A 15,341-nucleotide genomic window follows, 5' to 3' on the forward strand; every position below is an offset into this window, starting at 1 on the left:
GCATGGCCGTCATCCCTTGCCGGCCATGCGGCGTTCGAGGGTCATCGACAGGAAGGTGGCGGGATAGATCAGGACGAAGTAGACGACGGCCACCGTGGTCAGGATCTCGAAGGGCCGGTAGTAGGTCGAGCTCAGCAGCCGGCCCTGGTACATTAGCTCATGCACCGACAGCACCGAGGCGAGCGACGACATCTTGGCCACCTCGACCGCGCGGTTGGTGAAGGCCGGCAGCATCAGCTTGAAGACCTGGGGCAGGATGATCCGGCGCAGCACGTCGGCGTGCCGCATGCCCAGCGCCTTCGCCCCCTCCCACTGGCCGCGGGCGATCGACTGGATGCCGCCGCGGAAGATCTCCGCCCCATAGGCCGAGGTGTTCAGCGCCAGCCCGAGCAGCGCCGCCGTGAAGGGCGAGAGCTGCACCCCGATGATGATCGGGAAGGCGTAGTAGAACCAGATCAACTGGATCAGCACCGGCGTGTCGCGGAACAGCTCGATGTAGGCCAGGCTGCCGCCGCGCAGCAGGCGGCTGCCCGACAGCCGGGCGAGCGCCAGAAGAAGGCCCGCCGCCAGCCCGATCGCCAGGCTGGGCAGCCAGAGTTCCAGGGTCACCAGGAAGCCGCGCATCAGGATCGGGAAGGTCTCGACCACCAGTGCCGCGTCGAAGCTGTACTCCATCTCTGCGCCTCCTCAGCGGTATGCGGTCAGCCGCGCCTCGGCTAGCCTGGCGAGGCCGCTGCAGGAGACCAGCAGGACCAGATAGAGCAGTGCGACGGTGGTGTAGACCTCCAGCGGCCGGAAGGTTTCGCTGTTCACCATCATCGCCCGGTACAGCAACTCGCCATAGGCGAGCGTGGAGGCCAGCGCCGTCGTCTTGACCAGTTCGAAGGAGCGCTCGACGAACGGGGCGAACATGCGGGTCGCCGCCTGCGGCAGGATGATGCGCCGCATCAACTGGGCATGGCTCATCCCCAATGCCTTCGCCCCTTCCCACTGCCCGCGCTCGATCGACTGGATGCCGCCGCGGAACACCTCCGCATAGAAGGCGCCGGATTGGGTGGACAAGGCGAGCACGGCGGCGATCAGCGGGTCGAGGCTGATGTTCAGCACCACAGGCAGAGCGTAGAAGAACCAGAAGAAGTGCACGATCGGCGGCGTGTTCCGGTAGAACTCGACGAAGACCGAAGATGGCAAACGCAGGTACCGGCGCGGCGACAACCGCAGCAGCGCCAGGACCAGACCGACCATGACGCCCAGAATGATCGCGATCACCGCGATCTTGACCGTGTTGAACAGGCCGTCGAGCAGCATCGGCCATCGCGCCAGGATCGGCGAGAAATCCCACTGATAGGTCATGCGGCGTCCTTGTCGATGTCCTCTTGCGGCGAACGCAAGGTCAACGCATTTGGCGGCTACTGCCCTCTCCCGGGGCTCTCAGCGGATCTTTGATCCGCCTGACGCCGTCAGCACAAACGACGTTTGTGCGAGAGGCAGGAGAGGGCACCAATTGCGATAGCCCTGCCGGGACCGTCAGTGCCAGGCTTCCTTGATCAGGCCCGGGATCTTCGAGGCGTCGACATTCTTCGACTTAAGGTAGGCGGCGAACACCTGGTCGGGGACGCCCTCGGCATAGAGTGTCTTGAGCTGCGCATCCAGCCAGTCGCGGAAGGCCGGGTTTTCCTCCTTGCGCAGACCGACGCTGGTCGCCACCGGCTCAACCGGTTCCGGCAGGATGACCTTGCCCAGACGCAGGCGGGTCTGCTGGACGACGAGGGCCGGATGGAACTGCACCGCGACGTCGATGCGCTTGGCCGCGAAGGCGGCGATGGTCTCGTCGTTGTTGGAGAAGCGATTGATGGCCGCCGACTTCACCATCGCCGTCACGTTCTTGTCGAGCGAGGTGCCGAGCGTGACGCCGATGCGCAGTCCCGGCTTGTCGATGTCCGACCAGGCCTTGATGTCGGAGTCACCGGCGACCAGCGCGCCCATGGCGTAGTAGAACAGCGGCGCCTCGGGGAAGTCGATGGCCTTGCGGCGCTCCTCGGTCGGATCGAGGACGAACATCAGGTCGATCTGGTCGGCCTGGAGCGCACCCACGGCATTCGCCCAGGTGGTCTCCACCGGAACCAGGGTGGCGCCGAGGCTGGCGGCCAGCCGCTGCCCCATCGCCACGCCGACGCCGGTCCAGGTCTCGGTCATCGGGTCCTTGAAGAACCAGGGCTCGGCCGATGTCACGCCGATGCGCAGGCGCTTGCTGGCCTTGACCGTGTCGAGAGTGGATGGCGAAGCGGCGAGGGCTGGCAGCGTCGGCAACGCCGACAGGCCGAAAGCGGTGCCGGCGGCGAGGCCGAGCAGGGTCCTGCGGTCGATGGTCATCGTGAGCCTCCTCTGTCCTTGCGTTGTCTTTTTGTGTTCCCTGGCCGGACCGTCAGCCTTCAAGCCGTGCCCGCCGACGCCGGCCGGCCACGCAGGAAGTCCTCGGTCTGCCTGCCGCCACGCGCCATGTGGTCGGCGATCTCGGCCTTCAGCGCCTCGATATCGTCAGCGAGCGCCATCTCCACATAGCGGTCGTGGCCCTCGCGGCGGGGACCACGGATGCCATGCGCGCGGTGGTGTGCCGCCCAGTAGAGTTGCAGGCGCCCGCGGATGCTCTCCCAGGTCCGGATCAGCAGCTTGTGCCCCGTCGCCTCGTAGACGAAGCCGTGCAACTGCAGCTCGGCGATGATGCTGGCCGCGTCGTCCTGGGCGTCGATGCAGGCGGTGAGCGCGTCGTGGCGGGCGACGAGTTCACGGCGGAACGCCTGGTCCCGGCGCGCCCAGATCTGCTCGAACGCGAAGATCTCCAGGGTGACGCGCATGGAGTAGATCTCGCGCACGTCGTCGACGGACAGGTCGACGACATGGGTTCCGGTGTAGGGCACGGCGACCAGCAGCCCTTCGTCGATCAACTGCCGCATGGCCTCGCGCAGCGGCCCCCGGCTGACGCCGAACTGTTCGGCAAGCGCGGTTTCGATGACCTGGGCACCCGGCTCGATGTTCCCGTTCAGGATCGCGGCCCGCAGCGCGTCCGCGATGTGGGCGCGGAAGGTCGCCTTCGGCACGCGTGCCACGACCGATCCGCCAGCCCTGCCCTTTGCCTCGACGGTCATGCGCCCTCGCCGTCAATAATCGATTGTCGACAATCTGCGCCGAAGCAACGGCCAAGTCAATCGAGGATGTTTCGGTGGCGAAGTAAAATGGTCCGGCGGCGGTCCGGAACGCGGCGACGGTCCGTGAGGATCGTCCGCGTCCCGGACTGTCCAAGCCGGTCAGACCGTGCTGACGCGCCGGCAGCGGCGCTTCAGCAGCGCTTCGGCCTCGTCGATCCTGTCGGCATCAACATCGAAGCTGCGTTCGTCGAGCAGCACGCCGTCGGAGTTGTACAGGCGGACCTGCACCCCTTCGGCGGTCGCCTCGACGGTCGCATCCAGCACGCCGTCACCGGTCTCGTTGCCGGCGATGTCGAGGAAGTCGTTGATCTCGTCGAAATTGGCGTCCAGGTCGTCCGGCCAGACCCCTTCGGCGGTGAAATCCAGCAGGTCGTTCAGGCCGCCGACCGGTTCAAGGCGCCGCACCCGCGCGTCGGCCGCCGACACCGCCGCCGCCAGGGCGGCAAGCGTCTGGCGGATACGCTCCTGCTCGATGGGATCGAGTTCCGGCTCCTCCTCGGCCGGAAAGCCGAGGTTCAACGGATCCGGCGTCGCCTCGCCGTCCGCCGCCACATCCTCCTCCACCACCAGACCGACGACGGCGACGATCCTGCTGCCCGTCTCCGTCGCGTCGGCCAGCAGGTCCTGCTCGCGGGCGAACGACTCCGCCTCCTCGGTGGAGGCGACGAAACGGCGCACGAAGCTCCGCCGATCGGCGGCCTCCAGGTAGGACAGACGGTCGACGTCCAGCCAAAGCGGCAGCAGCTTCAGGTCGGACGCGTTCTCCAGCAGTCCGGCATCGTCGAGCGCACGCTCGATGGCGTCCACCGTCGGCGGCGCGTCCAGTTGCCCCTCGACCTCGGCCGCCAGCCAGAACAGGGTGGAGAGGATCGGGTCGCCCTGCTCGTCGGTGCCCTGCACCGTCTCGGAGAATGCCTCGACCTCATCCACGAAGTCGTAGCTCTCCTCCTCGCGCAGCTTGCCGATGGCCGCCTCGATCACGCCCTGGCGGTTGCCGTCCAGCAGTTCGTCGAGCAACGCGCCGAACCGTTCGTCATTGTTGCGCCACAGCCGGACCAGCCGGTCGGCCGGCGTCCCGGTGAACTGTCCGCCCTTGCCGTTGACCCCGTCCTTCTTCGCCATGATGCCCCTGTCCTCATCGTCGCCATATCCTGATCGGCGAGACCATAGGAGCGCCGGGCCATCCTGTCGACCGCGATATGGTGGCCGCCGCGGGTCCGTCATCCCGCCGCCGTGCGGAACGGGGCAAACCAGCCGAGCCCCTCCAGCGTGGACGACCGCGGCCGGTATTCGCAGCCCACGAATCCCTGATATCCGAGCCGGTCGATCTCGTCGAACAGGAAGGGCCAGTTCAGCTCCTCGCCGTCGGGCTCGTTCCGCGAGGGGACCGACGCGACCTGGACATGGGCGACGAGCGGCATCAGCCTGCGCAGCGCCATGGTGACGTCACCATGGATGATCTGCCGGTGGTAGAGGTCGAACTGCAGGCGGACGTTGGGCAGGCCGGTTTCGCCGATCAGCCGCTCGGCGAGGCCGAAGTCGTCGAGGAAATAGCCGGGCATGTCGCGACCGTTGATCGGCTCCAGCAGCAGCTCGACCCCACGTCCGGCGAGCGCCTCGCCGGCATGGCGGACGGCCCGCCGGTAGGAGGCGAGCGCCGCCGGATCGCCGGCATCGGCACGTCCGGCCATCAGATGCAGGCGGCGGCATCCCGTCGCTTCCGCATAGACCAGGGCGGTTTCGACGCCAGCACGAACCTCTTCGAAGCGGTCCGGCAGGGCGGCCAGCCCCCGCTCCCCCGCCGCCCAGTCGCCAGGCGGCATGTTGAACAGCGCCTGGGTCAGGCGGTTGCGCTCCAGCCGCTTCGCGATGGCGTCGGGCGCATGGTCGTAGGGGAAGAGGTATTCGACCGCCTGGAACCCGGCGTCGGCGGCGGCATCGAAGCGGTCGAGGAAGGACCACTCCGTGAACATCATGGACAGGTTCGCGGCGAAGGCGGGCATGGCGGCTCGGGAACTCCCCTGGTCGGCGGTGATCCGGAAAGGACCCAGGCGGGGCGCCTGATCCTGGCAGGCATCCTTGCCGCAACATCCATCCGACGGGAAGCGATGATCCTCCGCCGGCGCACCGCGCCTCCACGCAGGCCAGCGTGCCGCCGCAAGCGGCGGCCCTCCGATCCCGGCTTCGCGCAAAAATTACGCTGGATATGCTGATTATCGGAAACAGTATTTTCCGATCGGCGTCCGGTCTGCTCCAACCCGCAAAATCATTTGCCTGCGAAAGGCGCACACTCGGATCAAGCAACGCACTTCGATCAAGCGACGCAGAACCGAGGGAACGAGACATGGACGGCATGCCGAGCGGCCTGCGGACAGGAAACGCCCCGATCGACCTCAGTTATCGCCTGGAAGACCGCTACACCCGCGGCGAGGGGCAGGTCTACCTGTCGGGAACGCAGGCGTTCGTCCGGCTGCTGCTGCTCCAGGCGGAGCGCGACCGGCGCACCGGCCTGAACACCGCCGGCTTCGTCAGCGGTTACCGCGGTTCGCCACTGGGCGGTCTCGACCAGGCCCTTTGGCAGGCGCGCGCGCATCTCGACGCCCATGCCATCACCTTCGTTCCAGGGGTGAACGAGGACCTGGGCGCCACCGCCGTCATGGGCACCCAGCAGGTCGAATCCTCCGGCGAGGCGACGGTCGACGGGGTCTTCGGCCTCTGGTACGGCAAGGGGCCGGGCGTCGACCGGTCCGGCGACGTCCTGAAGCATGCCAACGCCTATGGCAGCTCGCCGCATGGCGGGGTGCTCGCCGTTGCCGGCGACGATCATGGCTGCGTGTCCTCCAGCATGCCGCACCAGAGCGATCTCGCGATGATCGCCTGGTCGATGCCGGTGCTGAACCCGGCGGGCGTGCGCGACTACCTGGATTTCGGCCTCTACGGCTACGCGCTGTCGCGCTTTTCCGGGGCATGGGTCGGCTTCAAGGCGATCTCCGAATCGGTCGAGAGCTCCGCCACCGTGCGCCTTCCCGCGCTGGACGCGCCCTTCCTGCCGGTGGAGTTCGAGCCGCCGCCGGGCGGCCTGCATTACCGCTGGCCCGACCTGCCCAGCCTGCGCATCGAGGAGCGGCTCGCAGCCAAAATCGCCGCGGTGAAGGCCTTCGCCCGCGTCAACCGCATCGACCGGACGGTGCTCGGAACCGGGGGCCCGACCGCGGGCTGGCTGCGCATCGTCACCACCGGCAAGGCCCATCTCGACCTGATGGAGGCGCTGCGCGTCCTCGGCATCGGTCCGGCCGAAGCGGCGGAGATCGGCCTTTCGGTGCACAAGATCGGCCTGTCCTGGCCGATCGAGCCCGATTTTGCCCTGTCCATCGCCCGCGGGGCGGAAGAAGTCCTGGTGGTGGAGGAAAAGGCGCCGGTGGTCGAGGGCCAGCTCAAGGACCTGCTGTTCCACCTGCCGGCCGGCGACCGGCCGCGCGCCGTGATCGGCAAGACTGACGAGCTGGGTGCGCCGCTGCTGCCCGCCACCGGGGAACTGCGCCCGTGGATCGTCGCCAAGGCGCTGGTGGAGCGCATCCGCCATCGGCTTGCGAACCATGATCTCCCGCGCCGGCTGGGCGACCGGCTGACGGACCTGCTGCCGGCGGCGACGCCCGACACGCCGGCCCTGCCGCGCACGCCCTATTTCTGCTCCGGCTGCCCGCACAACAGCTCGACCAAGGTGCCGGACGGCAGCAAGGCGATGGCCGGCATCGGCTGCCACTTCATGGCCTCCTGGATGGACCGCGACACCGTCGGGCTGAGCCAGATGGGCGGCGAAGGCGTGAGCTGGATCGGTCAGGCGCCCTTCAGCAAGCGCCCGCACATGTTCCAGAACCTCGGCGAAGGCACCTATTTCCATTCCGGCCTGCTGGCGATCCGGCAGGCGGTGGCCGCCAAGGTCAACATCACCTACAAGATCCTGTTCAACGATGCCGTCGCCATGACCGGCGGCCAGCCGGTCGACGGCCCGATCTCGGTCGACGCCATCACCCGCCAGCTTGCGGCCGAGGGCATCACGCGCATCGCCGTGGTCAGCGACGCACCGGAAAAGTACGACAGCCGCTCCGGCCTCGCCCCCTTCACCACGGTGCATCACCGCGAAGAGCTGGACGCCGTGCAGCGCGAGATGCGCGAGATCCCGGGCGTTACCGCCATCGTCTATGAGCAGACCTGCGCCGCCGAGAAGCGCCGCCGCCGCAAGCGCGGCACCCTGCCCGACCCCGCGCGGCGGATGGTCATCAACGACCTGGTCTGCGAAGGCTGCGGCGACTGCGGCAGGAAGTCGAACTGCCTGTCGGTGTTGCCGAAGCCGACCGAGTTCGGCCTGAAGCGGCAGATCGACCAGTCGAGCTGCAACAAGGACTATTCCTGCGCCGACGGCTTCTGCCCCAGCTTCGTTTCCGTCGTCGGCGGCAGCCTGCGCAAGCCGGACCCCGACGGCGTCGCCGCCCGCTTCACCGAAGACCTCGCCGCCCTGCCGCTTCCCCTGCGCATGCCGGGCGACGATCCGGCAAGGGAGGCGGCCGGGGATGTCGCCGAGATCCTGATCGTCGGCGTCGGCGGCACGGGCGTCGTCACCGTGGGCGCGGTGCTGGCGATGGCGGCGCATCTGGAAGGCAAGTCCTCGTCGGTCCTCGACTTCATGGGATTCGCGCAGAAAGGCGGCGCGGTCTACAGCTACCTGCGGGTGGCACGCCAAGCCGAACGGCTGAACCAGGCCCGCATCGATCCCAAGCAGGCGCAACTGGTGCTCGCCTGCGACACGGTGGTGGCGGCGTCGCCCGACGCGCTGAAGACGGTGCGGCTCGGCCGCACCCGGGTGGTGGCGAACGGTCATGTCGCCCCGACGGGCGCCTTCACCCGCGACGGCAGCAAGCTGCCCGATGCCGGCGCCCTGCTGCGCGCTCTCCGCCGGGCCGCCGGGAGCGACCGGGTGGATGTGGTGGACGCCAACCGGGTGGTGACCGCCCTGTTCGGCGACAGCATCCTGGCCAACGTCTTCCTGATGGGCGTCGCCTTCCAGAAGGGCCTGCTGCCGGTGGGGCTTGAGGCACTGACCCGCGCCATCGAGCTGAACGGCACCGGCGTCGCCGCCAACCTGCGCGCCTTCGCCTTCGGCCGCCTCGCCGCCCACCGGCCGGAGCTGCTGGCGACCCTCGGCGCGGAGGAGGAAGCGCCCGCCGTCGACCTTGCCGCCATCGTCGAGCGGCGGGCCGCCTTCCTCGCCGGCTACCAGGACCGCGCCTATGCCGACCGCTACCGCGCCCTCGTCGACCGCGCCCGTCGGGCCGAGGCCGGCGTCGCCCCCGGTTCGACCGCACTGGCGGAGGCGGTGGCGCGCAGCGCCTTCAAGCTGATGGCCTACAAGGACGAATACGAGGTGGCGCGGCTGCACAGCGATCCCGCCTTCCGCAAGAGCCTGGAGGATCGCTTCGAGGGGGATTGGAAGCCCGTCTTCCACCTTGCCCCGCCCTTGCTGGCGCGGCAGACCAATGGCTACGGCGAGCCGCGCAAGATGGCGCTCGGCGGCTGGATCCTGCCGGTGTTCCGTGGCCTGGCAGCGATGAAGCGGCTGCGCGGCACCGTATTCGATCCCTTCGGCCACACGGCCGAGCGGACGATGGAACGTGCCCTGATCGCGCGCTACGAGGCGACGGTCGGCGAGATCGTGGAGCGTCTGTCGGCCGACCGGCTCGCCGTCGCGATCGAGTTGGCCGCCCTGCCGCAGGAGATCCGCGGCTTCGGTCCAGTCAAGCAGCGGGCGCTGGAGGCAGTGGAGCCGCGCTGGCGGACGCTGGAGGAGCAGTTGCGGTCGCGCCCGGCGCGGGCGGCGTGAGCGCCGGCTTTGCCCCCTCCTAACCTCCCCCACTTCGTGGGAGAGGGACTGCCGCCGCCTTTGCGAACAAGCACTTGCCCCCTCTCCCGCGAAGCGGGGGAGGGTTGGGGAGGGGGCAGCGGGAGCCGCAGGCGGTCCCCCGGGGTCCCCCCTCACGCCCCGCCCAGTTCCTCCGCCTCCAGCACCGTTTCCGGCAGGGTCAGCACCAGCCCGTCGAACGGTGCCAACAGGGCACGAACATTGTCGCCCATGCCGCAGGCCCGGTATTCCAGGCGCACCGCCTCGATCCGCTCCGGCAGCATCCGCTTGTGGTCGGTCAGGAGCTGCCAGGCGAGCACGCAACTGTTGGCCAGGTTCTGCGCCACCACATAGTCGTAGTCGCCGTAGCGGTTGCGCCGCGACACCTCGGCGAGCTTCACCTCCATATCCGGAAATTCCTTCCTGGTCTTGGCCATCAGGGTTTCCGAGGTATAGAGCGGCACCGGAAAAATCCGTGGCGGCTGGACCAGCGCTCCCAGCAGGCTGTCGGGCAGGGTCTGCACGTCGATCGACAGCCGGTTCTCGCCCGGCAACGCCGTCGGGTTGCCGAGAACCGCCAGGTAGGATTTGTACACCGTGCCGGTATCCCGCATGCGCGCCGCCACCACCGGGACGTCGGCGGCCGGCGGCAAGGTCACCGGCAAGGCGGCAGGCTGGATGCGGCGCCAGGGGGTCGGCGCCAGTTCCATGTTGTCGCGCATCCAGCCGGCGCAGCCGGAGGTCAGCAGCGCCGCGGCGAGCGCCGCCCAAATTCCAGCCTTCGGGAAAATGCTGTCGATGCCGGGCATCGGGGTCCCCTCACCACTCGTGATAGATCGTCTTCCAGGCGGTGCTGACGCCTTCCCGCGACTCCTCGGTGCTCAGCCGGTCGTCGATGGCCTTGAACTGCCGGTAGGCGTCGTCGTAGCGCATCAGGTTGTAGAGCGCCCAGCCGCGCAGGATGCCGAGGTTGCGCGACTCCGGCGTCAGTTCCTTGCGGGCATCCAGCAGCCGTAGCACGTCGTGGTAGCGCTTGTCCTCCAGCGCGCGGTTTGCTTCCGTCGCCAGCAGCGCCGCGCGGATCTCCGCCTTCTGCGCCGTGGTCATGTTGGCCCGCGGCAGGTCGCGGGTCAGCCCCGCCATGTCGCCGGTCGCCAGACGGGCGAGGGCCTGACCATAGGCGTTCTCCTGGGCGGAGGTGGGCTTGTCCGCAGCCCCGTTGGCCGGCAGCGCGCCGGCCGGCAGGCGCGATCCGGCGGCGGCGGCCTTGGCCGGTTCGCGGGCGGCCAGAGCCTGCGCCTCGGCGAAGGCGGCCTCGGCCTCCGACGGGCGCTTCAGTTCCATCAGGCACCAGCCACGCTGCTGCAGGAGTGCCGCCGTCGGTCCGCCGCGGGCGATGGTGGTGCTGATGATGCCGAGACAGCCGGCGAAATCGCGGCGGGCCAGCGCACGGTCGAGCTCGCTCGGCCCTTGCGGCACCGCCCGCCCGCCGCCGGCGCCGCGCGGCGGGTCGACGGCCTTGAGCGCCTGGTCGATGCGGGACGACCGGCCTTTCCAGGGGGCGGCGGCGGCACGGGCCTGCGCCTTTTCCCCCAGCCCGTTGTAGGCCAGCACCAGCCCTTCCGCCGCCTTGTCCGAAGGCTCCCACTGATTGGCCTGGGAGAACCAGGACTGCGCCTCGGCATAGTTCTTCTGCTTCTGGAAGTACCAGCCGAGCGCGACGGCACCGTCGGCGTCCTGCTTGTCGCGAACGATGCCCTCCACGCGCGACAGGTCGGCGGCGGACAGGCCGCCCGGCTTGGCGTTGCCGAGGCGCTCCAGCAGGCGGCCGGTCTCCAGTTCCGCCTCCGCCGCGCGGACGGTGGAGTAATCCTCCCCGGGCGCTGGGTTGCTGGTGGCGCCGAGTGCCGCCAGTTCGCGCAGCCGGTCCGGCCCCAGGTAGCGCGACGCCTTGAACAGCGTGTCGCGACGCTCCTTGGCCTTGGGGCAGGTGGTGACGATGGTGCGGTAGGTGTCGTAGGCACGGTCGAGCTGCTTCAGCTCGCCATAGGCCTCGGCCAGACGCCAGGCATTGTCCAGCCGGCCGCAGGCCACCGCCTCCGGTTGGGCGGCGGCGGCATCGATCACGTCCTGCCAGCGCTTGGTATCGCTCGCCTGCCGGATGCGCCCGGCGCCTTCGGCCAGGTCCAACTCCTGCAGCAGCTTCTCCGACGGCTGCCAGGACGGCGACTTGCGCCGCTGCTCGGCGACGGCCGCCCGGGCTTCCGCCACCTTGCCAGCCGACAGCAGGGCCCAGATCGGGCTTTCATCGACGCCGGCGGTCGCCGGCTGCGGCGCGAACAGGTCCTTCGGCGGTTCCCAGCCGGGTTCGAGCGCACGCAGGCGGGCGATCTCCGCCTCCATCCGCTCGACATCGCCGATCCGGGCGTAATAGCGAAGCGCCGTCTCGTCCACCTTGCCGGCTGCCGGAGCGGAGCCGCTGCCGGGAGCTGGAGCCACCTCCACCTTCACACCGGGGGCGAGCGCACGGCCGCCTCCCGGCTGCGGAGCTCCCGCTTGTGCCCCTCCCGCTTGTGCCCCTCCCGCTTGTGCAAGGACGGCGGACGGGCTGCCGAGCACGGCGGTGCCGATCAGGAGGAGAGCGGAAAGGACGGGACGGGTCACGGATCGATTCCCAGGCTTTGCGCGGCGAGTGCGGACAGGTGAAGCAGGGTGGTGGAGTAATAGTCCTCGTCGGCGGCCGGCGCCGGCACCGTCACCTCGTTGCCGGTGCCGGCGATGCGGCAGGCCAGGCGATAGACCGCCAGCATCCCGACCGACGCCGCCACCTGGGTGGTCGTGCCCTGGGGCAGCGAGACCGTCGCCGGGATCGCCGTCCCGCCGAACTTCGTCGCCAGGGCGGCGTAGGGACGGAAATAGTAGGGGTCGCGGTAGCCGTCCCAGGCCAGATACAGCGGAACCCGCACGGCGTCGTACCCGTACTGCTTCTTGAAGCCCTCCGCCGGCGTCACGGCGCCGCCGGCGTCGAGCGCCATCCAGTCGGGCGGAAGCTGGTAGCTGCCGAAGCGCGCCTTCGACAGCAGCACCAGCCCGGCATCCGCCAGCCTGCCCCAGCGCTCGCCCCCCGGCAGCGCGGCGAAGGCGCGGATCGCCGGGAAGATCCAGTAGCTCGGGTTCAGCACCAGCGTGTCGCCCTTGCGGAAGCCCTCCCGCCCCGGCAGCAGCACGGTCAGCCCCGCCTGCTCCACCAGCAGCCCGGCCGCCAGGGCGTTGACGATCGACAGCGCCGAGGCGCGGTAGCTTTCGGCCTGCCATTGCTCGGCGGCGCGCATCAGCGCCCAGGCGATCAGCATGTCGCCGTCGGCGGCGTTGTTGCGGTCTGTGACGCCTTCCTCCGGCTTCCAGCGCCATGCGGCCAGCCCGTCACCGCGCACCATCAGGGTCCGCTGCGTCCAGCCCCACAGCCGGTCGAAGGCGGGACGGTCGCCGCCGGCCACGGCCAGCAGCATGCCGTAGCCCTGCCCTTCGGAATGGCTGACCCCCTTGTTGCCGCTGTCGACGATCCGGCCTTCCGGCTGCAGGAAACGCTCGGCATAGCGTTGCCACGCCGCGGCATCGAAAGGCGCCGCCCGCAGCGCACCCGGCAGGATCGTCGTCAGGACTGCGGGCAGGCCCGCGGTCAAGCCCAGGGAAGCCGTTCCGGCCAGCATGTCGCGCCGCGATGGCGTCATGATCCGCTCCTCTCCTGATGGCCGCGCTTGAGCAGCAGCCGCATGCTGATCGTCAGCACCAGCGTCGTCCCCAGCAGCAGCGCGAACAGCAGCTCGATCCGCTGCGACAGGTTGCGGGCCAGGATCAGGATCAGGTTGCCGATGTCAAACGGCTCGAGGATGAGCTGGTAGGGACGGTTCGGCTCCAGCGTCGTCACAGCGGTGGAGGCACTGGTCCACAGCGCGCCGCCGCCATGCAGCTTGTCCCACAGCCCGGCGTCCCCCAGGCTGCGCATGGCACGCTCGACCGACCGCGCGTCCGACGCCGTCAGCAGCGTCCAGGTCAGCGCCTCGTTCCCCGGCGCGCGGTACTGCAGCAGGGCCGCCTCGGGAAGCGAGTCGGCGTTCTCCGTCAAGGCGACGACGTCGGCCGGCGCCTCATCCACCGTCCAGCGGTTGATATAGCGCGCGGCCGCGGCCATCCCGCGGCGTGCCCATTCGGGAACCCAGCCGCCACCGGCTCCCGCCGTCTCCTTGACGTCGCCGGCCATGCGCTGCCAGCGGCTCTGCGCTCCACCGTCGGCCGCGCTTCCGGGGGCGCCGGCCAGGGGCGGGGGCGACGCGAGGCCCGTGCGCAGCGGCGCGCGGGCGCCGGCACCCGACCAGCCCAGCCGCAGGCGCTCGGCGAGTGCCCGGCGGTCCGCCGCCGGCATCGGCTCGCCGCGGGCGCTGGCCTGGGCGATCAGGGCGCCTGCCTCCAGCAGTCCGGCCAGCCGGTCGCCGGGAAGCGGCGCCGCGGTGAAGACCGATTGCGGCAGGGCCGCGACCGGACCGACGATCAGCGCGTTGTCGGAGGGCGGAAGGTCCCAGCCGGTATAGGGGACCACCGTCATCAGGTCGCCGGCCCGCTGCGCCAGCTTGGCCACCATGCTCCAGGCCGCACCCGTCCAGGCGGGATCGCGGCCGACCACCACCAGGTCGAAGGGCGGCGCCGGCTCGTCGCCGGCGACGCCGCCGTAGGGATAGGAGGTGTTGCCGAGGGTGCCGAGATCGGGCAGCGTCACCAGCCGGGCGAAGCCGGGTATCTCGATGCTGGAGCTGTCGAGCAGGGTGAAGGTCGGCCGCCGCACGGCGAAGACGCAATCGGTGCCGCCCCCCGGCGGCAGTTCCGCCTCCACGTCGATGCTGTTCGGACCGGGACGGAACAGCGCCATCGGCAGCGGCATCTCGCCGTTCTCGATGATGCCGCTGGAGCGCTTGTCGATCTCCATGGCCCCGGCCGGGCGGCCGTTGACGCGGACGTTCAGCACGGCACCGGGGCCGAGGTTGCCTTCGAAGGCACCATCGACATGGAACAGGATCGCACGGTCGCCGACCGGCGCGAAGCCGGTCGGCAGCGTCAGGGTGAAGCGGCCGGCGTACCGGTAGCCGCTGTGCTGCACCGTGGGGAAGCCGAGGTCCGACAGCCTGTAGCGCCCCTCCGCCTGCACCGGGCGGGGTGGCGGCGCGGCGGGCGGAGCGGCATCGGCGACGATCATCGCGGTCTGGGTCGGCAGCGGGCGCGAAACGTCGGCCAGCCGCATCACCGCCTGATCGACCTCCTGCGGGGTGCGCCCCGATGCGATGGCGACGAAGCCACCGCCGGCAGCCCCCGCCTTGCCGCCGGGGGGTATCGGGTACACGCCGAGGAAGGGGCCGGTGATCGCCGCCGCGCGCGCCTCGCCCAGCAGAGGGGCCAGGCGGTCGCGGGTGCCGATCAGGACGTTCTTGCCGCCGGGCAGCGGCAGGCTTTCCAGCGCGGGCACCGGCGCGGCGCCCTTCGCCGGCACCGGAACGGCCACCACCCGCGGCGTCTGGTCGCCCAGCAGCAGGCCGTAGGACTGCGCCACCATGGCACCCCAGCCGAGATGGTCGGCGTCGGCCTCGCTGCCGACCTCGATGATGGCAAGGGGTTCGCGCGCGCGGTCGGAGGCCGCCAGCAGGTGGCGCATCATCGCCAGATCGGGATCCGGAACGCCGCCGTCCGAGACCAGCGTCAGCGACGAGGCGGCGAGGTTCACGCGCGCCCACAGGTCGTAGGTGCCGCGCACCGAGCAGATGGCGCGGTGCTGCGCATTGGTCTGGAAGACGATCTGGTTCTCGCCCGGCCGGATCAGGCTCGCCGGCAGGGTGATGGCGGCGTTGACCGGTCCGCGGAAGGCAGCCAGCGGCAGGTCGGCGACCGGCGACCCGTTGATGTAGACCGCCATCGAGCCCTTCTCGGGCAGGATGTCGATGCCGTTCTCGTAGGTCAGGGCCAGCACCACCGACGTCAGCCCGGCCACCGGTGGCAGGATGGCGCGCAACGCCACCGTCTCCGTCTCGCCGTGGAGGGTCACCTCCGGCTGGCCGTCGCGCAGGTTCGACAGCGGGATCACACGCCGGTCGGCCGCCAGCGCCGGGACGGCGAGGCCGATCCACAACAGCAGCGCCGCCAGCAGCGCAGGCATCAGCGGCCGGACGGCCGTTTGGGGAACGTGCGCCGCCATG

At 70.0% G+C, this 15,341-nt stretch carries 11 protein-coding genes; 1 reads left to right on the forward strand and 10 read right to left on the reverse strand.

Annotated features, from left to right (window positions below; all coding sequences use genetic code 11):
* Positions 1-9: 9 nt before the first annotated feature.
* The 6 genes from J2850_RS09180 to otnI all read right to left on the reverse strand — a co-directional run bounded on the left by J2850_RS09180 (position 10) and on the right by otnI (position 5,209).
* Positions 10-675, reverse strand: coding sequence for an amino acid ABC transporter permease (locus tag J2850_RS09180; protein WP_209980862.1), 666 nt, complete (start codon positions 673-675; stop codon positions 10-12).
* 12 nt (positions 676-687) lie between these two features.
* Positions 688-1,353, reverse strand: coding sequence for an amino acid ABC transporter permease (locus J2850_RS09185; RefSeq protein WP_209980864.1), 666 nt, complete (start codon positions 1,351-1,353; stop codon positions 688-690).
* A gap of 174 nt (positions 1,354-1,527) precedes the next feature.
* Entirely contained in the window at positions 1,528-2,373 is an 846-nt protein-coding gene (locus tag J2850_RS09190) for a transporter substrate-binding domain-containing protein (RefSeq protein ID WP_209980866.1), read from the reverse strand.
* Between the two features lie 59 nt (positions 2,374-2,432).
* Positions 2,433-3,146, reverse strand: coding sequence for a GntR family transcriptional regulator (locus J2850_RS09195; RefSeq protein WP_209980868.1), 714 nt, complete (start codon positions 3,144-3,146; stop codon positions 2,433-2,435).
* 159 nt (positions 3,147-3,305) lie between these two features.
* Positions 3,306-4,328, reverse strand: a complete 1,023-nt coding sequence (locus J2850_RS09200) for a hypothetical protein (protein ID WP_209980870.1) — start codon at positions 4,326-4,328, stop codon at positions 3,306-3,308.
* A 98-nt stretch (positions 4,329-4,426) separates the two neighbouring features.
* Positions 4,427-5,209, reverse strand: coding sequence for a 2-oxo-tetronate isomerase (gene otnI / locus J2850_RS09205; protein ID WP_209980872.1), 783 nt, complete (start codon positions 5,207-5,209; stop codon positions 4,427-4,429).
* Positions 5,210-5,610: 401 nt separating this feature from the next.
* Between otnI and J2850_RS09210 the strand changes: the two genes are divergently transcribed.
* Positions 5,611-9,084: an indolepyruvate ferredoxin oxidoreductase family protein gene (locus J2850_RS09210; protein WP_376981562.1), complete on the forward strand. Its 3,474-nt coding sequence runs from the start codon at positions 5,611-5,613 to the stop codon at positions 9,082-9,084.
* Positions 9,085-9,236: 152 nt separating this feature from the next.
* Here J2850_RS09210 and bcsN read toward each other — a convergent pair whose 3' ends face one another.
* Genes bcsN through J2850_RS09230 form a run of 4 tightly spaced genes read right to left on the reverse strand, consistent with a single transcriptional unit; the run spans position 9,237 to position 15,340 of the window.
* Positions 9,237-9,911, reverse strand: a complete 675-nt coding sequence (gene bcsN, locus J2850_RS09215; RefSeq protein ID WP_209980877.1) for a cellulose biosynthesis protein BcsN — start codon at positions 9,909-9,911, stop codon at positions 9,237-9,239.
* Positions 9,912-9,921: 10 nt separating this feature from the next.
* Positions 9,922-11,766, reverse strand: a complete 1,845-nt coding sequence (locus J2850_RS09220) for a hypothetical protein (RefSeq protein ID WP_209980878.1) — start codon at positions 11,764-11,766, stop codon at positions 9,922-9,924.
* A complete protein-coding gene (locus tag J2850_RS09225; protein WP_209980880.1) occupies positions 11,763-12,833 on the reverse strand; it encodes a family 8 glycosyl hydrolase in 1,071 nt (356 codons plus the stop codon). The genes J2850_RS09220 and J2850_RS09225 overlap by 4 nt, the downstream gene beginning before the upstream one ends.
* Positions 12,830-15,340: a cellulose biosynthesis cyclic di-GMP-binding regulatory protein BcsB gene (locus tag J2850_RS09230; protein WP_209980882.1), complete on the reverse strand. Its 2,511-nt coding sequence runs from the start codon at positions 15,338-15,340 to the stop codon at positions 12,830-12,832. Before J2850_RS09230 ends, J2850_RS09225 begins: the two co-directional genes overlap by 4 nt.
* Position 15,341 lies beyond the last annotated feature (1 nt).

It is taken from the genome of Azospirillum picis, from assembly GCF_017876115.1.
Taxonomy (GTDB): domain Bacteria; phylum Pseudomonadota; class Alphaproteobacteria; order Azospirillales; family Azospirillaceae; genus Azospirillum; species Azospirillum picis.

Coding starts and splice junctions, on each gene's coding strand:
- J2850_RS09180 (WP_209980862.1), bottom strand. CDS start 675: ATGGAGTACAGCTTCGACGCGGCACTGGTGGTCGAGACCTTCCCGATC.
- J2850_RS09185 (WP_209980864.1), bottom strand. CDS start 1,353: ATGACCTATCAGTGGGATTTCTCGCCGATCCTGGCGCGATGGCCGATG.
- J2850_RS09190 (WP_209980866.1), bottom strand. CDS start 2,373: ATGACCATCGACCGCAGGACCCTGCTCGGCCTCGCCGCCGGCACCGCT.
- J2850_RS09195 (WP_209980868.1), bottom strand. CDS start 3,146: ATGACCGTCGAGGCAAAGGGCAGGGCTGGCGGATCGGTCGTGGCACGC.
- J2850_RS09200 (WP_209980870.1), bottom strand. CDS start 4,328: ATGGCGAAGAAGGACGGGGTCAACGGCAAGGGCGGACAGTTCACCGGG.
- otnI (WP_209980872.1), bottom strand. CDS start 5,209: ATGCCCGCCTTCGCCGCGAACCTGTCCATGATGTTCACGGAGTGGTCC.
- bcsN (WP_209980877.1), bottom strand. CDS start 9,911: ATGCCCGGCATCGACAGCATTTTCCCGAAGGCTGGAATTTGGGCGGCG.
- J2850_RS09225 (WP_209980880.1), bottom strand. CDS start 12,833: ATGACGCCATCGCGGCGCGACATGCTGGCCGGAACGGCTTCCCTGGGC.
- J2850_RS09230 (WP_209980882.1), bottom strand. CDS start 15,340: ATGGCGGCGCACGTTCCCCAAACGGCCGTCCGGCCGCTGATGCCTGCG.